We start from the raw sequence: 22074 nt of genomic DNA on the forward strand, positions 1-22074 counted from the left end.
TCACACGGATTGTAAAGCGGGCTTGACTCTCCACCCGAACGCCTCACGGCGCGGCCCTGCTGCTCAGTGCGCCCCGGCAAAGAGCATGGGCTTGAAATTAAAGGTCCGGACCCGTTCGGCGTTGTGGCAGCTCTCGCACATGGACATGGCCAGTTTCGCACGAATGAGCGTGGCGTCGCCGCCGGCGTCGGCATGGGCGGAGCCCGGGCCGTGGCAGACCTCGCAGCCGGCGTCGGCCAGTTCCGGGGTTTTTTCAAAGCTGACGAAGCCGCCGGGCTGGCCGTAGCCGGTGGTGTGGCAGGCGAAACAGCCGTTGAGTTCCTCGGCCGAAAGCTTGGGAGCCATGATCTTGATGGACTGGGAGGAGTGGGCTTTTTTGGAATACCTGGTAAACGACTCGTATTCCTTGGGGTGACAGTCCATACAGGCTTTGGAGCCGACATAGGAGGCCGTCGTCCCGGCCGCGGCAGGGGGCTGTGCGGTTGCAAATCCGATGGGGCAGGCACAAAGACCCACCGTGAGCAATGCCTGGCACCAAGCACGCCAACGGACCATGGCGGTCTCCTCGGTTGAAGTGGAAAGGGGAACTGCATATTCGTAACACAATGACAACTGGGGTGCAATACGGTTTGCCGAATGGCGCAGGAAGTCACTTTGGCCGGACAATTCGTGCTTTTGGGGGAAAGGCCCTGGATTGGCCTGTCGGCGCAATGTTGCCTGGCGTATACAGATAGAGCGTTCTTTTCGACTCGGCCTGGGTTCCGGTCGAGGCCAGAGCGCTTTGAAGCAAAAAAAACGCCGGGGGAATGGCTCCCCCGGCGGTATCGGATGGGTTGCGGCCGGCGGTCCGGCGGCAGGGCTACCAGTTAAGCGTAGCCTTGAAGGCCTGGGCCAGTTCTTCGGCCGGTTCCCGGCACAGGAGGGTCTGGCCGCGGCGCAGGAGAAGGGCCGGAGCCTCGGTGACGACGCCGAGCCGGCCGACGGGCTGGCCGGCAAAGAGCGTCTCGAAGGCGGTCTGGTTCTCCGGGGAGACGCTGACCACCAGACGGCTCTGGGATTCGCTGTAGAGCAGTTCCAGGTCGCTGAGGCGGGCGGCGCCCGGGGCGGCGTCGCAGTCGAGATCGGCCCCAAGCCGGCCGCCGATGGCCATTTCGGCCAGGGCCACGGCCAGACCGCCGTCGGAACAGTCGTGGCAGGCACTGACCAGCCCGGCCGTGATGGCGGCAAAGAGCGTTTGGTAGCGACGACGGGCCGAGAGGGCTTCGACTTGCGGCACGTCCGGAGAGGTGAAGCCCAGTTCGTCAGCCAACTCGGACGCGCCGAGTTCGGCCGCCGTGGCCCCCAGGATGTAGACGAGGTCGCCCGGGCGCTTGAAGTCGGAGGTGACCACCCGGGAGACGTCGGGCACAAAGCCCATGACCGAGAACAGGACCGTCGGCGGGATGGAGATTTTGGCTCCGCCGCCGGAATAGTCGTTTTTCATGGAGTCTTTGCCCGAGATGCAGGGTACCATAAAGGCCCGGCAGAAATGGGCCAGGGCCTTGTTGGCCCGCACCAGCTGGGCCAGCTTGTAGCGTCCGTCCGGAGTCTTGGCCGACTCCACCGGGTCGCACCAGCAGAAGTTGTCAACGCCGGCCAGCCGTTCGGGATCGGCGCCCACGCCCACGGCCCCGCGCACGGCCTCGTCAATGGCCGCAGCCATCATCCAGTAGGCGTCGATGTCGGAGTAGCGGGGGCAGATGCCATGGGTGAGCGCCACGCCTTCGGGGCGCGAAAGCACCGGACGCAGCACGCCGCCGTCGGACGGGCCGTCGCGGCGCACGCCGCACAGGGGTTTGACGGCCGAACCGCCCTTGACCTCGTGGTCGTACTGGCGGACCACGTATTCCTTGCTGCAGATATTGAGCCGGCCAAGCATCTTTTTGAGCAGCGGCCCATGTCCGCCAGCCGGCAGGACCGGCTCGGTGCGGGCGATGACCGGACGCTTCCACTCGGCCACAAGCGACATGCGCGGCGTGCCGTTGTGGAGGAAATCCATGTCAATGTAGGCCACGGTGTGCTTGCCGTAGTAGACGCGCAGGTAGCCGGAATTGGTGTACTGGCCAAGCTCCGTGGCCTCGACCCCCATTTCCTTGGCCAGGGCCATGAACTGGGCGAATTTGTCCGGCGGCACGGCCAGGGTCATGCGTTCCTGGGCCTCGGAGGTAAAGATCTCCCAGGGGACCAGCCCGTCGTATTTGAGCGGCACCCGGTCGAGGTAGAGTTCGCAGCCGCCGCAGTCCTGGGCCATTTCGCCAACCGAGCTGGACAGGCCGCCGGCCCCGTTGTCGGTGATGGCGTTGTACAGGCCCATATCCCGGGCGCGCATGAGGAAATCATACATGCGCCGCTGGGTGATGGGATCGCCGATCTGCACGGCCGTGGCCGGGGAACCTTCGTGGAGTTCTTCCGACGAGAAGGTCGCGCCGTGGATGCCGTCCTTGCCCACCCGGCCGCCGGTCATGACGATGTAATCGCCGGCCATGGCCTTTTTATAATGGCTGGGTTTGCCGTTTATGACGGCCGGCAGCATGCCGACGGTGCCGCAAAAGACCAGCGGTTTGCCGAGGTAGCGTTCGTCAAAGACGATGGAACCGTTGACCGTCGGCACGCCGGACTTGTTGCCGCCGTGTTCGACGCCCTCGCGCACGCCTTCGAGCACCCGGCGGGGGTGGAGCAGGCGCGGCGGCAGCTGGCCTTCGAAAAAGGGCGAGGCAAAGCAGAAGACGTCGGTGTTGCACAGCAAATTCGCGCCGATGCCCGTGCCCATGGGATCGCGGTTGACGCCGACAATGCCGGTCAAGGCTCCGCCGTAGGGGTCAAGGGCCGAGGGGCTGTTGTGGGTCTCGACCTTGATGCACAAATTGAGATCGTCGGTGAAACGCACCACGCCGGCGTTGTCGGAAAAGACCGACAGGCAGAAGTCGCGTTCGCCCAGGGCCGCCCGGATGTCGGCGGTTGAGCGCTGAATATAGGTCTTGTACAGGCTGACGATTTCTTCCTCGTCGCCGGTCTCCAGGTCGCGGTAGGTGATGGCCGCGCTGAAAATTTTGTGCTTGCAGTGCTCGGACCAGGTCTGGGCCATGCACTCCAGTTCCACGTCGGTGGGGTTGTGGATCAGCCCCCAGGACACGCGGCGCAGCTTGAACCCGGGCAGGCCGAAATAGGCCCGGATGGCCCACCATTCGTCCAGGGACAGGGCCAGGGTGCGCTCACTACTGAGCGTGAGCATCTGCTCTTCGGTCATGTTGAAGAGATCGGGCACCTCGACCGTGGCGTTGGCCTTGCCCGTGACCTTGGCCTCCCGGGCCGGGAAGCCGGGTTCGGCTGCCCATTCGTCGCGGGATTTGACGTCATGGCGCTGGAGCAGGTCGTTGGCGAGCAGGTCCAGGGCCACGTGCTCGGCTGCGGCCCGGTCGGGCAGGCCGGCAATGTGGTACTGGACGGCAGTGTAGACGGCCAGATCCTTCTTGCGGGCAGCATCCAGGCCAAGGGCCAGGGCAATGGCTTCCTTGGCGGTTCTGGCCTCGTTGTCGGTGACGCCGGGGCGAAAGCCCACTTCGATGACCCAGTCGGCCGGTTCGCCGTGCGGGTGAAGAGGAACGGCGGCAGCGGTCTGGACGACCGGATCGTGGAGTACGCCGGCGGCGATGACGGCAGCGATCTCGGCGGGGTCAAGGCCGGCAACGGTGAATATTCTGATAATGGCGACGGCGGCGACCGGCAGATCCAATTCGTTTTGGATCTTGCCGGCCACGCGCTGGCCGACCACGTCCCGGACGCTTGGGCGCAGGCCCACGGCGACACGACTGAGCATGGCGTTCCTTCCGTTTTGGGGTCAGAGGTGTGCGGGCATGCCGCCGGCTGGATGCTTCCTATTTGTCCCGGGCGAGCATGGGGGCCAGGACATCGCTGATCAGCTCGGCTTCGGGGGAAGGCGGAAACAGGGCCAGGGCGGCCTGGGCCTTGGCCAGATAGTCGCCGGCCATCTCCCGGGTTTTGTCGGCGTGTCCGCCGGCAACAATGTTGCCGCGCAAATATTCGATATCCTCGGCAGAAAGTTGGTCCTGGCGGAAATCTTCAGCCAACCGGCGGCGTTCCTCGAAGGGCAATCCGGCGAGATAGAGGAGCAGCGGCAACGTGACTTTGCCTTCCTTGAGGTCGCCGCCGGTGGGCTTGCCCGACACCGTGGCCGGCGAGGTGTAGTCCAGGGCGTCGTCCACGAGCTGGAAGGCGATGCCGATGGCGTGGCCGAGGTCCCGGGCCGCCTGACACAGGGTGTCGCTGGCCCCGGCCAACACCGCGCCGCAGTGGCAGGAGGCCTGGATCAGGTAGGCGGTCTTGCCGGTGATGATGGAAAAATAGGTGTCCAGGGGCAGGTCGATGTCGCGCAGATGGGCAATTTCCAGGATTTCGCCGGTGGCGGTCTGCAGGAGCGCCTCGGACAGGATGCGGGTCAGTTCCGGATTGTCGTATTCGGCCACCAGTCGGTTGGCCAGGGCGAGCAGGACATCGCCGGCCAGGATAGTGTGGGTCGTGCCGAAACGGACATGGGCGGATTCGCGGCCCCGGCGGAGTTTGGCACCGTCGACGATGTCGTCGTGCAGCAGTGTTGCCGAGTGGAGGAATTCCAGGGAGCAGGCCAGGGGATGGATGTCGTCCCCAGTGTAGCCCAAAGCCCTGGCCACCAGAATGGTGAGCAGCGGACGCAGGCGTTTGCCTCCGGCCAGCAGCACATGGCGCACCACCGGCTGCACCAGAGGGTTCAGCGTGCCGGCCGCGCCCTCCAGGTACCGGTTGATGGCCGGGACTTCCCGAGTAACAATGTCCGCAATATCGCTCATCCGCTCGGCTTTACCAGCAATCGTCCTGGGCTGGCAAGGGGGGAAGGGCCTTGAAATGGCGGGCTGGGGCCATTTGCGCCAGTTCGGCCAGGGCCGTGCGCCCGGCGGGTCCCATGTCCAGGCTCAAATCGCCGACATAGGCCCGGATATGGGCGGCAATGACGGCTTCGTCGCGTTCCCGGGCAAAAAGCCGCACCAGCGGGGCCACCAGTTCCGGTTCGGCCCGGGCCATGGCCAAGCTTTGGCGCAACACCTGGCCCAGCGCGGCCAGACGCTTTTCGCCCAGGCTTTTTTTGGCCACGATGACCCCCAGCGGAACCGGGGAGTCCGGGATGCGCGCCTGCCACCAGGCCCCGAGGTCGAGAACCAGTTCCAGGCCGTGGCTGGCAGCGGCCAGGGCGGTTTCGTGGATGAGCAGCCCGGCCTCGGTGCGGCCCGACTGCACGGCCTCGACGATTGCGTCGTAGCGCACCGGGACAAAGGCCGCGTCCGGGGGCGGCAGCCCGGGGTCGTCGGCGGCCAGGGCGGCGCGCAGGAGCGTTGCGGCCGTGGTGCGAAGCCCGGGCACGGCCACGGAGCGGGGCCGGCCGGCAAAACCCTGTTTGACCACCAGCTTGGGGCCGGCCCCAAAGCCGAAGGCCGCGCCCGAGGGCAGGACCGCATAGGCGTCGGCCAGGGGCGCGGCCATGGCCGCGGAGATTTTGACCACGTCGTAGGCCCCGGCCAGGGCAGCCTCGTTTAAGGTCTCCACGTCCTCAAAGGCGAATTCCGTCCGAACGCCGGGGAGAGCGACCCGGCCAAGGAGCAGCGCCCCGAAGATGGTCACATCGTTGGGACAGGGGGAGATGGCAAAACTGACGACGTCCATGCAGGCCTCGCTCAGGAAAAAAGACAGGCGGCGGCGCGGCCCAGGGCGGCAAAGGCCCCGGGCAGGTCCCAGTCGGCCGGTGGGCGCGAACCCACCCGGTTGGAAATGACGCGCACTTCCAGGGCGGGCAGACCCGCCGAGACAGCGCACAGGGCCACGGCAAATCCTTCCATGGACTCGGCCAGGGCGGCAGTGGTCCGGATCAGACCGGCGGCCCGGTCGGCCGAGGCGGTGACGCCGGCCACGGTCAGGCAGGGACCGATCACGGCCGTTTCGGGCAGAGTCAGGCCCATGGCCCGGGCCGCCTCGGCTGGCGGGGGCAGGGGCAGGCGGTCGTAAATATCGTGTCCGTCGATGGTGGTCTGGGGAAAGGCCATGCCCCGGGCGTCGGCCGCTGCCGCGCCGTCCGGGCGGCGCAGGCCATATTCGGGAAAGATTTCAGCCGTTGCCGCAACAACCCCGCCCAGGGGCAGGGCGTTTAGGTCAAAGCTGCCGGCAATGCCAAGGCCGACGACGCCGCCAAGTTCCCGGCCGGGCGTGGCCTGGGCCCGGCCGATGGCCCGGCCGGCAGCCATGGCCGCAGCCACCGGTCCGACCCCGGAAACAAGGACGCAATACTCCCGGCCGCCGCGCCGCCAGGCTACGGTTTCACCTGGGGCCGGGGGAGCCGGCGCGCCCAGGCCCGACAACGCGGCCCGGTATTCCTTGGCCGTGGCCAGGACCAGGAGCAGCCGGCCGGAAGGGGCAGGGGAGACGCTCCCCGGCCCGGCCGGATGCGCCGCATGGGGCGCGGCGGCCGGGCCGGGGAACGATGCGGGTCTTGGCATGGAGGCTTTTACAAACGCCAGTAGCGGTAGCCGGCGGTTTCGGCCTCGGTGCGCTCGAACACGCCCTTGACGTCAATAAGGATCGGCTCGACCGTGGGGCGAAACCAGGTGGCGAGTTCTGTCAGGGAGAGCGCCTTGAAGGCGGCGTGGTTGACGGCGATAATGAGCGCGTCAAGCTCGCGCAGCTCTTCGCAGGGGACGAGCGTCAGGCCGTATTCCTCGCGGGCCTCCTCCGGGGAGGCCATGGGATCGTGGACCAGCACGTGCATCCGGAAATCGCAAAGCTCGCGGATGATGTCCACGACCTTGGTGTTGCGCAGGTCAGGGACGTTTTCCTTAAAGGTCAGGCCCAGCACGCCGATGCGGGCGCAGGCAGCCCGGCACTCGGAGCGAATGAGCATCTTGATGGTCACTTCGGCCACATGCTTGGCCATGGAGTCGTTGATGCGACGCCCGGCCGGGATGACCTGCGGATGCAGGTTGAGGCTTTGGGCCTTGTAGAGCAGGTAGTAGGGATCGACGCCGATGCAGTGGCCGCCGACCAGACCCGGGCGAAAGGGCAGGAAATTCCATTTCGTCTCGGCCGCGCGCAACACGTCCACAGTGTCGATGTCCAGGCGTTCGCAGATCATCGACAATTCGTTCATAAGCGCAATATTGATGTCGCGCTGGGTGTTTTCGATGACCTTGGCCGCCTCGGCCACCTTGATCGAAGCCGCTTTGTGGATGCCGGCGGTGACCACGGCTCCATAAAGCTCGGCCAGCAGGTCGGTGACTTCCGGGGTCTGGCCGGCCACGATTTTGACCACGGTGGCCAGGGTGTGGACCTTGTCGCCGGGGTTTATGCGTTCCGGGGAATAGCCCACAAAAAAGTCCTGGCCGGCGGTCAGGTTGGAACCTTTTTCCAAGAGCGGCAGGCAGATTTCCTCAGTCAGGCCCGGGTAGACCGTGGACTCGTAGACGACGATGGAGCCCGGGGTGATCCAGCCGGCCAGCAGGCGAGAGGCACTGACCAGCGGGCCGAGGTCGGGCACCCGGTTGGCGTTTATCGGCGTCGGCACGGCCACGATGAAGACCTTGCAGGCGGCCAGTTCGGCCGGATCGCTGGTATAGCGCAGACTGGCGGCGGCCAGCTCATCGGATTCGACTTCGAGGGTGCTGTCGCGCCCGGCGATGAGTTCTTCCACCCGGGCGGCCTTGACGTCAAAACCGACCACGTCGAAATGGCGGGCCAGGGCCACGGCCAGGGGCAGGCCGACGTAGCCCAGGCCGATGATCGCCACGGCAGCTTTTTTCGTGCGGATGTCTTCAAAGCTGATCAATGGTTGTGCTCCTTGATTGAAAAAAAGGCAGCGGGTCAATGGCCGCGATACCGCAAAGCGCGCCCCCCGGCAAGATAGGCGTCTTTACATGTCGCGGCCAAAACCGTACCCTTGCGTGATGGAATTTAACTGGAAACTGTTCCTGACGGCCCTTGGTCTGGCCTTTATTCTGGAAGGGCTGCCGTACTTCCTGGCGGCGGAAAAGATGCCCACGGTCTTGAAAGCCTTGGCCGAGCGAAAGCCCGGCGAACTGCGCGGTCTGGGCATGACGGCCATCCTGTCCGGTCTGGCCCTGCTCTTTTTTCTGCGCGCCTCAGGCGGCTAGTCCGCTTGAGCGGCCGCATGGTTTCCCCAACCAACGGCCGCCGCCTGTTAGTCTCAACATTTCTCCCGGTGCCTGGCCAAAGCAACGCTGTTTCCCTTCAAGCGCCGCCTTCGCCTGTCCCGGTCCGCTGCCGACCGGCTATCCAGCCAGCGCCAAGAGCCCCATAAAAAACTTCTTCCTGTGCAGGGGGCCGGGGGGATCATCCCCCCGGCCGCCGGAGGCATTTTTCTCTTCTCCCCCTTCTTTCTCCCCCTCGCTTTATGCCGCTTTGACCCCGGCGTGGAGAAAGACGATGCCGCCGGCCATGGCCCGGTAGCCCACGTCGGCAAATCCGGCCCGGCGCATCTCGTCGGCGAGCACGGCTTCCTGGGGGAAGTCGCGGATGGTTTCGGCCAGATAGCGGTAGGCCTCGTCGTCGCCGGAGACGATCTTGCCGATGAGCGGCAGCACCTGGCGCAGATAGAAATTATACGCCCCGCCCCACATCCGCCGCTTGCCGGTGCCAAATTCCAGCACAATGAGCCGCCCGCCCGGCCGGATGACCCGAGCCAGTTCGGCCAGGGCGTCCGGGCGCGGCCGGATGTTGCGGATGCCAAAGGCGATGGCCGCGCCGGCCACCGAGGCGTCGGGCAGGGGCAGGGTGCGGCCGTCGGCCACCACCGGATGGATCTGCCGGCGGGCGGCGGCGTCGAGCTTGCCCAGGCCCTTTTGCAGCATGGGGCCGCAGACATCGGCGGCCAGCACCAGCCGGGGGCTTTTGCGGGCAATGGCGATGGAGACGTCGAGGGTTCCGGCGGCCAGATCGAGGATGGGGCCAAGGGGCAGGCCGGGGGCCAGGAGCGTGCGGACCATGGCCCGCCGCCAGACGATGTCGAGGCCGGCCGAGAGCACGTGGTTGAGCAGGTCGTACGATCCGGCCACCCGGCCGAACATGCCGGCCACGCGGCGGTTGTCGCCGGGAACAGGCAGATCAGCCATTGTCGCGCCCGCCCTTGGCGATGACCCGCACGCCGGCGGGCGTGCCCTGTTCGTCCTGGCCACGGCTGATGACCCGCAGCACTTCCTCGTAGATGGGTCCAAAATGCTCGGTGAAATTGCCGGGCGAAATACGGCCGGTCTCGACGAACTTGACCACGATTTCCTTGGTCACCTGCAAGGCCAGATTCTCGCGTTTTTCCATGTTGTTGCGTCCTTCATGGCCGCTGCCCGGCCCTTGGGGCCGGCGGCCTATCGTCTCGGGAACGGTCCCGGAGGCTTCGAGAAAAAACCCGCCCGGTGGGGGAAATGGCCTTGGACCGTCCAAGAGCAGGGGCCGGGCGGGAAAAGGGAAAAACCAGGGGAGGCACTCCCCTTTTTGCGCTGGCCCTAGCACGGCCGGGTTCGCGCGTCGAGGGGGCGTCCGGGGTGGGCGTCCGGCGGCAAAAACGGCCCGGGGCGGGGTGCTGCCTGGAAAATGGCTCTTTGGCGTTGTGATTGGAACCATATTTCCGTAAGGGGAAGGGGAAATCCGAATCCCCGATGTGCGCCGCGCGCTGTCGCAAGCGGGCTTGCCCGGGAAGGGAGCCTCCCGTATGCCGCCGATCTTGTCCATTGCCCCTGGAACAGCCATCCCCGGCCCCTGGTGGCTTTTCGACCTGCTGCTCGTGGTTGCCTTTACCGCCCATCTGCTGGTGGTCAACGTGGCCCTGGGCGGCACGCTCCTGGCCCTGCTCTCGCCGGGGCGCAGCCGTGGCGCTGCCGTGGCCCTGGCCAAGCGCCTGCCCGGGTCCGTGGCCGTGGGCGTCAACCTGGCTATTCCGCCGCTGCTGTTTGCCTCGGTGCTCTACGGCCAGTACCTCTATACCGCCGCCATCTTGTCGGCTGTTCCCTGGCTGTCGCTTTTCATGGTGGTCATGATCGCCTACGCCCTGCTCTACGTGTTCCAGGCGCGGGCGGCGCGTCCTGGTTCGGGACTGGCGGCGGCGGCGGCCGGGGCGCTGTTGCTGGCGGCCAGCCTCATTTTGGTCAACGTCTCGGTCCTGTCGCTTACCCCGCAACTGTGGAAGCCCTCCTTGACCGAGAACGGCGGCTTGGCGCTGGCGGTGGGCGATGTGACTTTTGTGCCCCGCTGGCTGCATTTCGTGACCGCCTCCCTGGCCGTTGGCGGCCTGTACTTGGCCCTTTTTTCCAGCAAGGCCGCCAGGACCGACGCCGAAGCGGCTGTCCGCAAACGCACCGGGCTTCGCTGGTTCACCTTCGCCACCCTGGCCCAGATTCCCATCGGGCTGTGGTTTCTCCTGTCGTTGCCGCGCGGCATCATGGAACGGTTTTTCGGCGCGCACTCCGAAACCACGCTGGCCTTCATGCTCGGCCTGGGGCTGGCTGCGGCGGCGCTTCTTAACGCCGTGCGGGGCCGGGCCGGCCGGGCGGCATTTTTTATCGTCGTCACCGTCGGGTGCATGGCGGCGGTGCGCGAGCTGGTGCGCCAAGCCTATCTGGCCCCGCAGTTTTCGCCCGAGTCGCTGCCCGTGGCCTTTCAGGCCGGACCGCTGATCATGTTTTTGGCCAGCTTTGCCGCCACCGCCGCAGCCGTGGTCTGGGCTGTCATGAGCTACCGCCGCACGGCGAGAAGGGGATAGGGTCATGGAATTTCCTGTCTGGCAGCTGGCTTCGACCGGCGGCGGTTTTTGGATCGTGCTTATTGCCGTGCTCCATGTCTATGTGGCCTATTTTGCCGTAGGCGGCGGGCTTTTTTTGGTCCTGACCGAAGCCCGGGCCAGAACACTCGGCTCACAGCCGCTGCTGACTTATCTGCATCGCCACACCCGGTTTTTCCTGCTGCTGACCATGGTCTTCGGCGGCCTTTCCGGTGTCGGCATCTGGCTGACCATCTCCCTGCTCTCGCCCCAGGCCACGTTGGTGCTGGTGCGTACCTTCGCCTGGGGCTGGGCCACGGAATGGGCGTTTTTTGCCGGCGAGATCGCGGCCCTCCTGGTCTACTACTACGGCTTTGATCGCCTTGCGGCCAAACGCCACATGCTGGTCGGCTGGCTCTATTTCGCCTTTGCCTTCCTGTCGCTCTTTGTCGTCAACGGCATCGTGGGCTTCATGCTCACCCCGGGCCAGTGGCCGGCGACCATGGATTTCTGGGATGGCCTGTTTAATCCCACGTTCTGGCCTTCGCTGGTCCTGCGTTTTGCCCTGGGACTGCTTCTGGCCGGACTGTTCGGTTTTGCCACGTCTCTTGGCATCCCGGACGAAGAAGCGCGGGAGACGATGCTGCGGGCTTCGTGCCGCTGGGTTGTGGCGGCGGCCCCGGTGCTGCTCCTTTCCGGCTGGTGGTACGCGGGTGTTTTGCCGGCCTCGGTGCAGGATTTCCTGCTGCGTCGTTCAAGTGAGCTGGCGACCTGCCGGGCGGTCTGGCCGGCGCTGCTGTTGGCTGCCGCCGCCGGTTCGCTGGCCCTGGTCACCCAGCTGCCGCTGGCCCTTCGCCGGGTGCTGGCCGTGGCCTTGCTCCTGGTTGGGCTTGGGCTGGTCGGAACCTTTGAAACCATGCGCGAGGGAGCCCGCAAGCCCTGGCTGATCGAAGGGATGCTCTGGTCCACGGACATCCGGCCCAGTCAGGCCGCGCCCTACGATGCACCGCTTTTGCCCCGGGCCAAATGGGCCACGGTCACGGACGTGACCCCGGAAAACCGGCTGGCGGCCGGGCAGGCGCTTTTTACCCTGGAGTGCGTCAGCTGCCACAGCATCGACGGCCCCATCCGGGACATCAAAAAATTCACCAACCGGGTCGGCATCGAGGGCATGGAGGCCTATCTCACCGGCCAGGGCAGGATTTTTACCCACATGCCGCCCTTTCTCGGTTCCCCGGCCGAGCGAAACGCCCTGGCCGCCTATGTGGTCGAGGGCCTAAACGGCCACGCCCCGCAAGTGCAAAAGCCGGTCGACATCACCCCGGCCGAAGTCGCCATTCCTGCCTTTGATCTGGAGAATGCCGGGCATCTGGTCCTGGCCGTGGGGGAACTGGGCGTGGCGGCCATGGCCGGCTGCGACGGCTCGTTTTCCCTGGCAGTGCCGGGGAACGGCCTCAAAGCCGTGGTCATCAAGCGCGACGTCATGCCCGAAGTGGTCACCGAGGGGGCAACCGTGCGCTACGCCGCCCCGGACGGGGCCAAAAAGCCGGACGCCCATCTGGAATTCTGGAAATACGCCAAGACGCTGGTTGGCAAGGACCTGCCGGCCAACACCTCGACCACGGGCCTGACTCCGGATGGCGCCATGACCCTGGCCGGCAAGGCCTTTACAGCCTCCGGCATCCCGGTTTCGCCCCTGTCCGACGACGGTAAAATCAATCCGTATCCGGTCTTTACCGTGACGGCCGCCGACGCCGCCGGCGCGGTCCTGGCCCAAACCAAGGCCGTGGCCGCCGTGTCCACGGAAATGGGCTGCAAGACCTGCCACGGCGGGAACTGGGCCATCGACGCGGCCACCGGCGTGGCCACGCCCACGGCCCAGGCGCTCCTGGCCGTCCACGACAAGCGAAACGGCACCAAGCTCGTCCAGAGCGCCGCTGCCGGTGAGCCAGTCGCCTGCTTCGGCTGCCATCCCGATGCCGGCCCGAGCGCGGCCGGTTTGCCCGGCCGGCCGGAACTGTTAAGCCTCTCGGCCGCGATCCATGGCTTCCATGCTTCGTACATGACCGGCCTTGGGGAAGAAGCCTGCAACCGCTGCCATCCGACCGCGCCAAACGGCGTCACCCAGGCCCAGCGCGACAACCACGCCGCCGCCGGCGTCGGCTGTCCCCGCTGCCACGGCTTCATGGAAGACCATGCCATTTCGCTTCTGACCTTTGAAAAGGCCGCCGGCAAGGCTGCTGCCGCCCGGCTGCTGGCTCCTCTGGCCCCGCGAAGCGTGGCCACCACCGCCGCAGTCCATCCCCGGGCCGCCTGGACCCAGCTGCCCGACTGCCTGACCTGCCACAAAGGCTTTACCCGGCCGGCCAAGGACGCCACGGCCTTTAACACCTGGACCAAGGACGCAGCCGGGTTGTTTCGCAACCGCACCGAGGACACCGGCAACATCCCGTGCGCCGCCTGCCACGGCAGTCCCCATGCCACCTACGTGGCGATTAACGACTACGGCCTGGATGTGAACAACATCGCGCCGATGCAGTACATGGGCGCTCCCGGAGTCATTGCCTCGGGCAAGCGCTGCGACGTCTGCCATACGGTTGAGATGGAAGGGGATGCCCACCATCCCAATATGATAAAGTAGCTGGCTGGAGACGGGGAGGAGCGGACATGAAGACGCTGGTCATACTGGTTGTGCTGGGCCTGCCCGGCTTCGCCTGGGCTGCCGGGGACATTGCGGTGACGCCGCAGATGCGTCAGGCCATGCAAGACAAGATGCATGCCCAGTGTCTGGCCAAGGAAGGGGAATTCGCCAGACAAGGCTACACCAAGCCCCAGATTGCCGCGATCTGCAAATGCGCCACCCAGCAGACGGCGGCCCTGCTCAATTCCCGGACCGTCAACTACATCCTGACCCACGGTTCCATGCCCGAGGAGATGGAGCGCAAGGTGGCCTCGGCCACCGAAGGGTGCATCCGGTCGAGCACCATGATCCGGAAATAGCGGCCAGCCTGTCCCGGCCAGACGTCTGTTTGGCCGGGACAGCAGCACTAAAACGCCCCGCCGGCCCAGCCGGTGGGGCGTTTTAGTGCGCGAAGACAGCCGCAGGCCGGGGTCAGACCCGGATAAGTTCGTACTCCGGCCGCCCCAGGCCAATGGCTGCGCCGTGGGCAAAGGTCATGTCGCCGCGGGTCCATTGCCACAGGGCCGTGAACTTGTCCTCGCCAGACGGCAGGCCGTGTTCGAGCTTGCACTCGGGACAGGCCGCCTGCTCGTTGACCAGATCGAGGCAGGCCTTGTCCAGGGCCACCGGGTCGGTCGAAGCCAGAAAGCCGATGTCCGGCACAATGGGCGCGTCGGACCAGGGCACGCAGTCGCAGTCGGGCGTGACGTTGACCAGGAAATTGATATACCCGACCCGGCCTTCTTTGCCGGTCACGGCACCCAGGGCGTATTCCACCATGCGCTCCATAAAGGGCACGATCTCGGTTTTCCAGTCGATGCTCATGGCTTTTTTCGGACACACCGTCAGGCACTCGCCGCAGCCGATGCAGACGTCCTTGCTGATCACGGCTTTTTTCTCGTCCAGGGCGATGGCCCCGACCGGGCAGACCCTGAGGCATTCGGCGCAGCCGATGCACTTTTTGGGGTCCACTTCGAAGCGTACGCAGTGCTGGTCCTGTTTGCCGGCCCGGGGGGCGCAGCCCATGGCCAGGTTCTTGACCGCCCCGCCAAAGCCGGCCAGCTCATGGCCCTTGAAATGGGACAGGACCAGCAGGGAATTGGCCCGGACGATGTCGCCGGCGATTTTCACGGTCTGGAAATGTTTGCCGGCAATGGGGACGTTTACGATGTTGGTGCTGTCCAGGCCGTCGGCGATAATGACCGGCGCGCCAAGCACCGCGTAATCAAAGCCGTGCTCCACCGCCGTTATGAGATGGTCCACGGCGTTGTGCCGGCTGCCGGAATAGAGCGTGTTGGTGTCGGCGGCAAAGGGCCGGCCGCCGCAGGCCTTGATGCAGTCCATGACCGCCCGGACAGCGGTGGGGCTTATGTGGGTGTCGCAGCCGCGCTCGCCGAAATGGACCTTGACGGCGGTCAGGTCGTCCTTGGCCACAACCTCGCCAAAGCCGGCGGCTTTGAAGAGTTTTTTGATCTTGGCCGTACGGTTGCGATTGGCCGTTCTGGCCCGCAGATCGGCGAAATAGACCTTGGCCGGTTCCTGGTTGGTGTCCTGGGTCATGGAATGCTTCCTTTTGGGGCGTCGTCGCCGGCCGGGGCCGGCCGGCGGTTGGTTTTCTCCAGGGCGTCGAGGCGGGCGCTGATGCTGGTCAGCAGGCGGACGGTCTCCTCCTGCTGGGGCTTGGCCAACGCTTCCAGGGCCGGGGCCGTGCGCAGGTGGAGATCGGCCTGGGGATAGGCGATTTCGATGCCGGCCCCGCGAAAGAGCCGGTCGATGGCTTCGCGCACCAAGGACATGGCCGTGACCGCGCCGGCCACGTCGACAAGCCAGATGCGCAGCCGGAAATCCAGGGTGCTGGCCCCGAAATCCCAGTGGAGCACGGCCGGCGGCGGGGTGGTCATCACGGCAGGACACTCGGCGGCGGCGGCCAAAAGCAGCTGGCGCACCTTGGCCGTATCCGAGCCATAGGCCACGCCCACGCTGATGTCGCGGCGCACGCTTGGGTCCGTGTGGCTCCAGTTGGTGATTTTGCCGGAGACCAGTTCGGAATTGGGCACGAACACCGTGGCGTTTTCGTTGGTGAGCACTTCCGTGTTGCGGATATTGACTTCCTTGACCACGCCCTGGCCGTCGCCCAGCTGGATGGTGTCCCCGGCCTGGACGGAGCGGCCAAAGAGCAGAATCAGGCCGCTGACGAAATTATTGACCGTGGTCTGGAGGCCAAAGCCGATGCCGACGGACAGGCCGCCGGCCACCACGGCCACGCTGGTCAGGGACAGGCCCAGCACGGCCATGGCGAACATCGTGTACAGGCCCCACCACAGATAGGTGTTGATGGTGAGGAGCGTGGCCTTGGCCCCGCGCTCCACGGCTTGGCGGTGGCGGGACAACTCGGTGATAAATGTCGCCGACAGGGCAATAAGCGCCCGGGCCGCATAGTAGCCAAACAGCAGCAGCACGAGTTTGTTAAGGCTTATGCCCACGGATTCCACCCGGGTTTCCGTGTTGAGAATTTCCAGGAAGACGTTTTCGCCGCCGAACTGGTTGGACAGCAGCCACAGGAACAGAAACAGAAAGGTCAAAAAGAAAAAAGGGAAGCCGGCCCCGGTCAGGATGCCGAGGAAGATGGGCGGACGGCCCTGGTGGCGGTCGACTTCCATCTGGCCCAGGGTGCGGGTGGTCATGGCGGCAAAACGCAGTGCCAGAGCCACATAGAAAAGGCCCGAGGCGCACAGGATGGCTGTCTGGGGCAGGCCGAGCAGGGAGGTTGCGGCCAGGGGCGGCAGGGCAAAGGCCAGGATACGGGTGATGGACCGGTCCAGACGTTGGGAAACCGGCACGGCCTTGTAGCGTTTCCAGAAGCCCCAGCCGGCCAGTCCCAGCATAATGGCCATGACCGGACCATCAAGGGTGTCGGGATAACGGCCGGATTCGAGCAGCAGTCCCAGGGCGAAAATCCGCCAGGTTGGCCACAGCACGGCCGGCCGTTTGGCGTCGCGTTCCAGGTTGCGGCCCAGGCGTGACAGATGGACCAGGGCGGCGGAAAAGAGAATTTCGCCGATGGATATGAGCTGGGTAAACAGGAAAAACGGCGCGAACTGGGCCAGGGTGACGAAAAAAGCGCCGGCGGCGGCGCAGCCTGAAGCCTTGAACCCCACCGCCAGCGCGGCCTTTGACGCGCCCCGGCCGGCCGCGAAGCGTCGGGTCAGCAGCGCCAGACCACCGAGCAGGGCGGCGGCCAGACAGCCCATGCCGATGCCGTCGAGCAGCAGCTCCCCCATGGCCGGAGTCCGCAACAGCTCCAGGCCAAGGCCGGACCACAGGAGCCAGTCTTCAATGTCTTCACTGGTGTAACGCAGGAACGACGAGGTGAAAATCGTCGGATTGACGTCCTTGTAGTAGGTCTTCCAGGCTGGGGCCAGGGCAGTTTGGAGCTCATCGGTCGCGGTCTTGAGCTGCTCCGACAGTTCCCGAAGCGGGGCGGCCTGCTCGGCCACCTGATCGCGCAGGGCGGCGACTTCGGCCCCCAACTCCTGGACGGAGCGCCGGGTGGGCTCCAGGGTGTCGCGGAACCGCTCGGGCACTTGCTGGCGGGAGATTTCGCCGAGCTTGTCCCGGTAGGATTCGAGCAGGGCGACGTTTTGCTCCAGGGAGGCCCAGGCCTGCTGCGGCCGTTGGGACAGATGCTCGACATTGAGCCGGATGCGTTCCAGGCCGGCCAGGACCGTGCGGATCTCCCAGGGGTCGGAGGCCGTGGCCTGCCACAGGGCCAGCCTGGCCCGGTCGCGCAGGAGATGTTCCAGCTCGATGTTTTGTTCGACGTTTTCAACGGCGTGGCGGGCCTTGAAGGCCCCAAGCCGGCTTCGGATGATGGTGTCCTGTTTGTGCAGGGCGTCGAGGACCAGGGTCCAGGAGGCGTCGTCGTCGGCGATGGGCGGCACGGCAGCGGCCAGCAGCCAGAGCAGGGCCAGCAGCAAGCCGGCAAGGGGGGCGCGTCGGGGCGTCATCCCCGCCTGATACGGCCTTGCCCGGCCGGTGTCCATGGGGCGGCTGGTCAGTCCTGGCGCTTTTTGGCCGCGCCCTGGCCCAAGGCCCATTTGATCTGGCGGCATACGCCCATCAGCAGATTGAATTCGTTTCGCCGCAGGCCGACCCGGTCGATGAACCGACGCACCGGCAACATCCAGTACTCCGGGTTGTCGGCCTTTAAAAAATCGATGGCCAGCAGGCTTTCGCGCAGAGCGGCAAAAAGGGACTCCCGTTCGGCATGGGTGGCGGCCCGGGAGGGGAGCGGTTCGTCCACTTCCTCGGCCAGCCCCTGGGAGGCCTTGAACACCTCGTAGCAGACCACCAGGACGGCCTGGGCCAGATTGAGCGAGGTGGCCTCGTCGGCAGTCACAATGTTGACGAGCCGGCCGCACAGCTGGGTTTCCTGGTTGGACAGCCCGGCATCCTCCGGTCCGAAGACCAGGGCCACGCCGTCGCCGGCGGCCAGGGTGCGGCAGACGCTGCCGGCCGCCTGTCCCGGGGTGATGACGCCCTTGCGCCAGCCGCCAAGCCTGGCCGTCGTGCCGTAGACGTCCCTGGCCCCGGCCACGGCCTCGGCCAGGGTGGCGACGATCTCCAGGCGGTCGAGCAGAAGCCCGCCCTTGCTGGTGGCCATGGGCCTGGCCCGCTCCATATCGAAATAGGGCGGATCGACCAGTACCAGGCGCGACACGCCCATGTTGGCGCAGGCCCGGGCCGCCGCGCCGACGTTCTCCGAGAACTTGGGCCGAAAAAGGACGATCGTGAGATGTTCAAGCATATTTTTTTCTATGGTGCGGGTGGGAATAGGGACAGACCTCAAATCTCCTGAACAACGGATTCGGGGCGGGAGCGTTTGGGCGGCGGCAGGGTTCTCCCTGTCGCCGCCCAAACGCCGCCGCCCCGATCAGGGGGTCCGGGGGGGATGATCCCCCCCGGCCGCCGGAGGCATCTTCGCCTTTGTCTTCTCTTTTCTTGCTTGGATCTAATCCCTACACCCCTTCCTGCAGCCATTCGGCGAAGTCGGAGAGTTCGCCGGTCCAGCCCTGGCTCAGGCGTACGGCCAGGAACTGGGTGTAAAGAGCGTCGAAGAAGGCGGCGCATTTTTCGATCAGAAACATTTTTTCCAGCACCTTGGCGTCAGGATCTTCGCCTTCTTCGGTGCGGGTTTCGGTTTTGGGCGGGCGCAGGGCATTTAAGGCAAAGTCGTCGGCCTTGACCGTGACGGTCCAGGTTTCGCCGTCCTGCTCGAAGCGGATGAGCGCCCGGTCCACCCGTTTGCCGCTTTTGACGCCCAGGCGGGCCTCGGCGAACTGGGCGTGGGGACCGGAGACAGTGGCGGTTTCGGCTTCATCGCCAACGCCGCCGCGCACGGAAATCTTTTGTTCCAGGTAGACGTTGACCTCGCCGCCGTCGGGCAGCTTGAACAGCCAGCCGCTTTTTTCGCTTTTAAACCAGAGCCAGGTCAGGAAGTCCTGGCCGAGTATCGGGTTTTTGGCTTCCGCCATGTTCACGTCCATATCTTCTCCACGGGCAGGCAATTGGTGCAAGATCCCCCGCCTGACGGGGGCTGGGGGCGAATCGCCCCCCGGCGGGTCCAGGGCAGGGGCCTGGCGCAGCGTCAGCCGAGGCAGGTCGCTGCTGGTCAGCCGCCGAACTGGCTGGGTTCGAGGTGTTCGATGGCCAGCGACCGTTCGACGCCGAGGATGCGTTCGGCCAGGAAGGCCGGGGTCTGCGGCTCCAGGCGGAGTTCAAAGGTCATGGTGAAGAGGTCTTCGAAGAGTTCCTGCACCTTGCCGTTGGTGGAGCACAGCCAGATGACTTGGTCGATGGTGTTCCAGACGACTTCGAACACGGCCGGGATGGGCAGCGACCGGGACATGAGCGATAATTTGACGCGCTCGGCGATTTCTTTTTTACGGTCCTTGGACAAAAACGCCTTGCCCTCGCCCTGCATCTGCTGCTGTTTTTCGATGTCGATGGCCAGACGCAGGTGTTTTTTGAACACGGCCGGGGAGATGCGCCGGGTGTCCAAGCGCAGGGAAAAAGCCATGTAGTGGCCTTTTTCCGGGGGGGCGCTGTGCCACTCGGCGTCCAGGTAGTCTTCAAACGCGGTCCAGCCGAAGGAGCGTTCATCGGCGGTGCCGTCAATGTCCACGAAGGCGTATTTTTTGAGCCGTTCCGGGGCCTCGCGCAGAATCTGCTTATCCGCCTCGCCAACAATCCTATATCGGGTGAATCCGCCGCTGGCGGCCAAAAGTCCCAAGGCGTCCTCCTTTGCCCGCCGGAATCTCCGGCGCGCGATGGGTTGGGATACGTGCAGGCTTTTAGATCAAAATGGAGCCATGCGCCAGGGGCGACCGAGGCCAGGAGAAATCGTTTGAATTATAACCAGATGGCAAATTCTGCTTTGGCCCGCCCTATGCAATGGAAGGGAAAAACGGAGGCGACGATCATGGCCGTCTGGAACGTCAGTCACAACGATGGCAGGATGCGGTTCGGCTCGTACACCCGCAAGGCCACGACGCCCTCCGGGTGCAACGAGCCCTTCAAGAATGCCTACTGGTGCCCCAAGCGCAAGTGGTTTTCCAAGGAACCGTGCCCCTTTAGCAATCGGTTCGAGTGCATGAGCTTTGCCCGCCTGTGCGGCGGCATCTAGCTCCCAACCAATCGCCGGGCGCGCAGGCGCCCTTGGCAACAGCGCCGTCAGACGGCCGGAAGCTCCCCGGGATGCGGGCGCTGCCGGCCGTTTCCTTTTTTGAAGCCGCGGTTTGATACGCTGTCGGGGCAGGCGGGCGACAAAACAGTCGGACGCTGCGTCAAAAATGTTGGTCCAGGGGTGTCTTTTCCCTTGAATCTGACGTTGCGTCAGGGTGTACCCTGGGGAAAAGGAGGGCGGCCATGGTGCTTCGTATCGGTGAATTGGCCCGGCGCGCCGGGGTGACGGTCAGGACGCTGCGCCATTATGACGCCTTGGGGCTGCTTCGCCCGACGACGCGGACCGAGGGCGGAGACAGGGTGTATGGGCAGGCCGAGGCCATGCGGCTGCACGCCGTCCTGGCGCTCAAACAGTTCGGCTGCTCCCTGGCCGAGATCCGGCGGCTGCTCGATGAAGACGGGGCGACGTTGCCCGACATTCTGGCCCGGCAGATGGCAGTGCTCAAGGAACAGGCGGACAAGGCCGCGGCCCTTGGCGAAAAGTTGTCGCGGCTTCGCGACCGGCTGCTTCACAACAAGGAGACGGCCTTGGGCGACTGGCTGGACACCCTGGCGCTCATGCATGTCTGGAGTCGGTATTTCACCGAAGACGAACTGGCCCGGCTGCGCCGCCAGCGCAGCCCGGGCCGGGAGCGGCGCACGGCCTGGGCCGGGATTGCCGCCGCCGTTGCCGCGGCCATGGCCGGGCAGGTGGCCCCGGGAAGCGGGGAAGGGCTGGCCCTTGCCCGCCGGGTCGTTGCCCTGGCCCGGACGGTTGCCGGCGATGACCCGGCTCTCCTTGGCAAGCTGCGCCAACTGGTGCGCGCTGAGGCGGGCGTGCGTCAGGCTGTCGGGATGAGCGAACCCATGCTGGCCTGGCTGGAAGGGGCCTTGGACGCGGCCCGGGCCGCCTCCCGGCCGGAGGAAACATCCGGGGATGCGGCGGGTCCGCGCCAGACGGCCCTGGGCATGGCCATGCTGCGGGCGGCCCATCAACTCCTCGACGCTCCCCTGGTCCTGGACGATCCCCTGGCCCTTCGCATCATTGGGCCGGAGCGGGAGGCAGCCCTTCGGGCCGACCCAGGACGCTTCGACGGCGGCGAATTGCGCGGCCTTCGCCTGTCCGGGGTCCTGCGCAGCCGGGTGGCCGAGGATGCCTGGAACGAGGCCAGGGCCGGCGGCGTGGCCCAGTATGTGAGTCTTGGGGCCGGACTGGACACCGCCCCCTGGCGACGGGGGGACGGACAGACCCGCTTTTTCGAGGTGGACCATCCGGCGACCCAGGACTGGAAACGCCGCCTTCTGGCCGAGGCCGGTCTGGCAGTCGGGGGCAACGTGGTCTTTGTCCCGACCGATTTCGAGTCGTTCCGGCTGGCCGAGGCGTTGGCTGCCGCCGGATTTGACTGCACCTGCCCGGCCTTTTTTACCTGGCTTGGGGTAACCATGTATCTGGAAGCGGCTACTATTCGGGAAATCCTGGGCTGGATCGCCGCCTTGCCGCTGGGGACGCAGATCGTTTTCGACTACGCCGTGGACCCGTCCCTGCTTTCTCCCGGGGAATGCCGGGGCCGGGAGCGCGTGGCCGCCCGGGCAGCGGCCAGGGGCGAGCCGTGGAAATCGGCCTTTGACCCGGCCGTGTTGGCCGCGACGCTTGAGCAGCTGGGCTTTGGCCGGGTGGACGATCCGAGTGCGGCGGCCTTAAATGCCCGGTACCTGGCCGGCCGGGCGGACGGACTGCGCAAGAGCGGTGTGACCCGGATCGTTCGGGCTGTGGTAGCCGCCGAATAATTCTGACAAAATTGAAGGACGGCACTCCGGGCTGGCCCGGAGA

At 65.7% G+C, this 22074-nt stretch carries 19 protein-coding genes; 6 read left to right on the top strand and 13 right to left on the bottom strand.

Going from position 1 to position 22074, the window contains the following annotated elements:
- Positions 1–63: 63 nt before the first annotated feature.
- The 6 genes from NY78_RS04425 to NY78_RS04450 all read right to left on the bottom strand — a co-directional run bounded on the left by NY78_RS04425 (position 64) and on the right by NY78_RS04450 (position 7900).
- Positions 64–555, bottom strand: coding sequence for a cytochrome c family protein (locus tag NY78_RS04425; protein ID WP_043632168.1), 492 nt, complete (start codon positions 553–555; stop codon positions 64–66).
- A gap of 304 nt (positions 556–859) precedes the next feature.
- Entirely contained in the window at positions 860–3856 is a 2997-nt protein-coding gene (locus NY78_RS04430; protein ID WP_043632169.1) for an AIR synthase-related protein, read from the bottom strand.
- Positions 3857–3914: 58 nt separating this feature from the next.
- Entirely contained in the window at positions 3915–4883 is a 969-nt protein-coding gene (locus NY78_RS04435) for a polyprenyl synthetase family protein (protein WP_043632173.1), read from the bottom strand.
- A gap of 10 nt (positions 4884–4893) precedes the next feature.
- The gene (locus NY78_RS04440) at positions 4894–5751 is read right to left on the bottom strand and encodes an MqnA/MqnD/SBP family protein (protein ID WP_043632177.1); all 858 of its coding nucleotides are present in this window, start codon (positions 5749–5751) and stop codon (positions 4894–4896) included.
- A gap of 11 nt (positions 5752–5762) precedes the next feature.
- Complete coding sequence (gene mqnB, locus NY78_RS04445; protein ID WP_053062134.1) at positions 5763–6578, bottom strand: futalosine hydrolase; 816 nt, start codon at positions 6576–6578, stop codon at positions 5763–5765.
- An 8-nt stretch (positions 6579–6586) separates the two neighbouring features.
- Positions 6587–7900, bottom strand: a complete 1314-nt coding sequence (locus NY78_RS04450; RefSeq protein WP_043632179.1) for a nucleotide sugar dehydrogenase — start codon at positions 7898–7900, stop codon at positions 6587–6589.
- A 118-nt stretch (positions 7901–8018) separates the two neighbouring features.
- On the opposite strand from NY78_RS04450, the gene NY78_RS04455 reads away from it, so the two are divergent.
- Positions 8019–8225, top strand: coding sequence for a DUF2065 domain-containing protein (locus tag NY78_RS04455; RefSeq protein WP_043632364.1), 207 nt, complete (start codon positions 8019–8021; stop codon positions 8223–8225).
- A gap of 258 nt (positions 8226–8483) precedes the next feature.
- Here NY78_RS04455 and NY78_RS04460 read toward each other — a convergent pair whose 3' ends face one another.
- Together NY78_RS04460 and NY78_RS04465 are read right to left on the bottom strand one after the other, a co-directional pair.
- A complete protein-coding gene (locus NY78_RS04460) occupies positions 8484–9203 on the bottom strand; it encodes a ubiquinone/menaquinone biosynthesis methyltransferase (protein WP_043632181.1) in 720 nt (239 codons plus the stop codon).
- Positions 9196–9405: a hypothetical protein gene (locus NY78_RS04465; RefSeq protein ID WP_043632182.1), complete on the bottom strand. Its 210-nt coding sequence runs from the start codon at positions 9403–9405 to the stop codon at positions 9196–9198. The genes NY78_RS04460 and NY78_RS04465 overlap by 8 nt, the downstream gene beginning before the upstream one ends.
- A 391-nt stretch (positions 9406–9796) precedes the next feature.
- Between NY78_RS04465 and NY78_RS04470 the strand changes: the two genes are divergently transcribed.
- From NY78_RS04470 to NY78_RS04480, 3 genes are read left to right on the top strand one after another with little or no spacing between them, the layout of a single operon-like run.
- Positions 9797–10843: a hypothetical protein gene (locus NY78_RS04470; RefSeq protein WP_043632185.1), complete on the top strand. Its 1047-nt coding sequence runs from the start codon at positions 9797–9799 to the stop codon at positions 10841–10843.
- Between the two features lie 4 nt (positions 10844–10847).
- Entirely contained in the window at positions 10848–13481 is a 2634-nt protein-coding gene (locus tag NY78_RS04475; RefSeq protein ID WP_043632188.1) for a c-type cytochrome, read from the top strand.
- Between the two features lie 26 nt (positions 13482–13507).
- On the top strand, positions 13508–13840 hold the full coding sequence (locus tag NY78_RS04480; RefSeq protein WP_043632190.1) for a hypothetical protein: 333 nt from the start codon (positions 13508–13510) through the stop codon (positions 13838–13840).
- Between the two features lie 112 nt (positions 13841–13952).
- Here the strand turns inward: NY78_RS04480 and NY78_RS04485 are convergent, their stop codons facing one another.
- The 5 genes from NY78_RS04485 to NY78_RS04505 all read right to left on the bottom strand — a co-directional run bounded on the left by NY78_RS04485 (position 13953) and on the right by NY78_RS04505 (position 19812).
- Positions 13953–15080, bottom strand: coding sequence for a DUF362 domain-containing protein (locus tag NY78_RS04485; protein WP_043632191.1), 1128 nt, complete (start codon positions 15078–15080; stop codon positions 13953–13955).
- Positions 15077–17527, bottom strand: a complete 2451-nt coding sequence (locus NY78_RS04490; protein WP_043632192.1) for a mechanosensitive ion channel domain-containing protein — start codon at positions 17525–17527, stop codon at positions 15077–15079. The genes NY78_RS04485 and NY78_RS04490 overlap by 4 nt, the downstream gene beginning before the upstream one ends.
- A gap of 47 nt (positions 17528–17574) precedes the next feature.
- Complete coding sequence (locus NY78_RS04495) at positions 17575–18327, bottom strand: RNA methyltransferase (RefSeq protein WP_043632197.1); 753 nt, start codon at positions 18325–18327, stop codon at positions 17575–17577.
- A 211-nt stretch (positions 18328–18538) separates the two neighbouring features.
- On the bottom strand, positions 18539–19066 hold the full coding sequence (locus NY78_RS04500; protein ID WP_043632198.1) for a hypothetical protein: 528 nt from the start codon (positions 19064–19066) through the stop codon (positions 18539–18541).
- A 125-nt stretch (positions 19067–19191) separates the two neighbouring features.
- The gene (locus NY78_RS04505) at positions 19192–19812 is read right to left on the bottom strand and encodes a hypothetical protein (protein ID WP_043632199.1); all 621 of its coding nucleotides are present in this window, start codon (positions 19810–19812) and stop codon (positions 19192–19194) included.
- 189 nt (positions 19813–20001) lie between these two features.
- Here NY78_RS04505 and NY78_RS04510 point away from each other — a divergent pair, with 189 nt between their 5' ends.
- Both NY78_RS04510 and NY78_RS04515 read left to right on the top strand, forming a co-directional pair.
- A complete protein-coding gene (locus NY78_RS04510) occupies positions 20002–20205 on the top strand; it encodes a hypothetical protein (RefSeq protein WP_043632205.1) in 204 nt (67 codons plus the stop codon).
- A gap of 242 nt (positions 20206–20447) precedes the next feature.
- Positions 20448–22031 (top strand): MerR family transcriptional regulator, encoded by a 1584-nt coding sequence (locus NY78_RS04515; protein ID WP_043632208.1) that lies wholly within the window; start codon positions 20448–20450, stop codon positions 22029–22031.
- Positions 22032–22074: the final 43 nt, after the last annotated feature.

This window comes from Desulfovibrio sp. TomC, assembly GCF_000801335.2.
Classification (GTDB): Bacteria; Desulfobacterota; Desulfovibrionia; order Desulfovibrionales; family Desulfovibrionaceae; genus Solidesulfovibrio.

What these genes read in the sequence shown, in the direction of transcription:
- NY78_RS04470 (WP_043632185.1), top strand. Translation starts at nt 9,797, where the DNA reads ATGCCGCCGATCTTGTCCATTGCCCCTGGAACAGCCATCCCCGGCCCC.
- NY78_RS04435 (WP_043632173.1), bottom strand. Translation starts at nt 4,883, where the DNA reads ATGAGCGATATTGCGGACATTGTTACTCGGGAAGTCCCGGCCATCAAC.
- NY78_RS04480 (WP_043632190.1), top strand. Translation starts at nt 13,508, where the DNA reads ATGAAGACGCTGGTCATACTGGTTGTGCTGGGCCTGCCCGGCTTCGCC.
- NY78_RS04495 (WP_043632197.1), bottom strand. Translation starts at nt 18,327, where the DNA reads ATGCTTGAACATCTCACGATCGTCCTTTTTCGGCCCAAGTTCTCGGAG.
- NY78_RS04515 (WP_043632208.1), top strand. Translation starts at nt 20,448, where the DNA reads ATGGTGCTTCGTATCGGTGAATTGGCCCGGCGCGCCGGGGTGACGGTC.
- mqnB (WP_053062134.1), bottom strand. Translation starts at nt 6,578, where the DNA reads ATGCCAAGACCCGCATCGTTCCCCGGCCCGGCCGCCGCGCCCCATGCG.
- NY78_RS04485 (WP_043632191.1), bottom strand. Translation starts at nt 15,080, where the DNA reads ATGACCCAGGACACCAACCAGGAACCGGCCAAGGTCTATTTCGCCGAT.
- NY78_RS04440 (WP_043632177.1), bottom strand. Translation starts at nt 5,751, where the DNA reads ATGGACGTCGTCAGTTTTGCCATCTCCCCCTGTCCCAACGATGTGACC.
- NY78_RS04460 (WP_043632181.1), bottom strand. Translation starts at nt 9,203, where the DNA reads ATGGCTGATCTGCCTGTTCCCGGCGACAACCGCCGCGTGGCCGGCATG.
- NY78_RS04475 (WP_043632188.1), top strand. Translation starts at nt 10,848, where the DNA reads ATGGAATTTCCTGTCTGGCAGCTGGCTTCGACCGGCGGCGGTTTTTGG.
- NY78_RS04510 (WP_043632205.1), top strand. Translation starts at nt 20,002, where the DNA reads ATGGCCGTCTGGAACGTCAGTCACAACGATGGCAGGATGCGGTTCGGC.
- NY78_RS04490 (WP_043632192.1), bottom strand. Translation starts at nt 17,527, where the DNA reads ATGACGCCCCGACGCGCCCCCCTTGCCGGCTTGCTGCTGGCCCTGCTC.
- NY78_RS04500 (WP_043632198.1), bottom strand. Translation starts at nt 19,066, where the DNA reads ATGGACGTGAACATGGCGGAAGCCAAAAACCCGATACTCGGCCAGGAC.
- NY78_RS04465 (WP_043632182.1), bottom strand. Translation starts at nt 9,405, where the DNA reads ATGGAAAAACGCGAGAATCTGGCCTTGCAGGTGACCAAGGAAATCGTG.
- NY78_RS04455 (WP_043632364.1), top strand. Translation starts at nt 8,019, where the DNA reads ATGGAATTTAACTGGAAACTGTTCCTGACGGCCCTTGGTCTGGCCTTT.
- NY78_RS04430 (WP_043632169.1), bottom strand. Translation starts at nt 3,856, where the DNA reads ATGCTCAGTCGTGTCGCCGTGGGCCTGCGCCCAAGCGTCCGGGACGTG.
- NY78_RS04425 (WP_043632168.1), bottom strand. Translation starts at nt 555, where the DNA reads ATGGTCCGTTGGCGTGCTTGGTGCCAGGCATTGCTCACGGTGGGTCTT.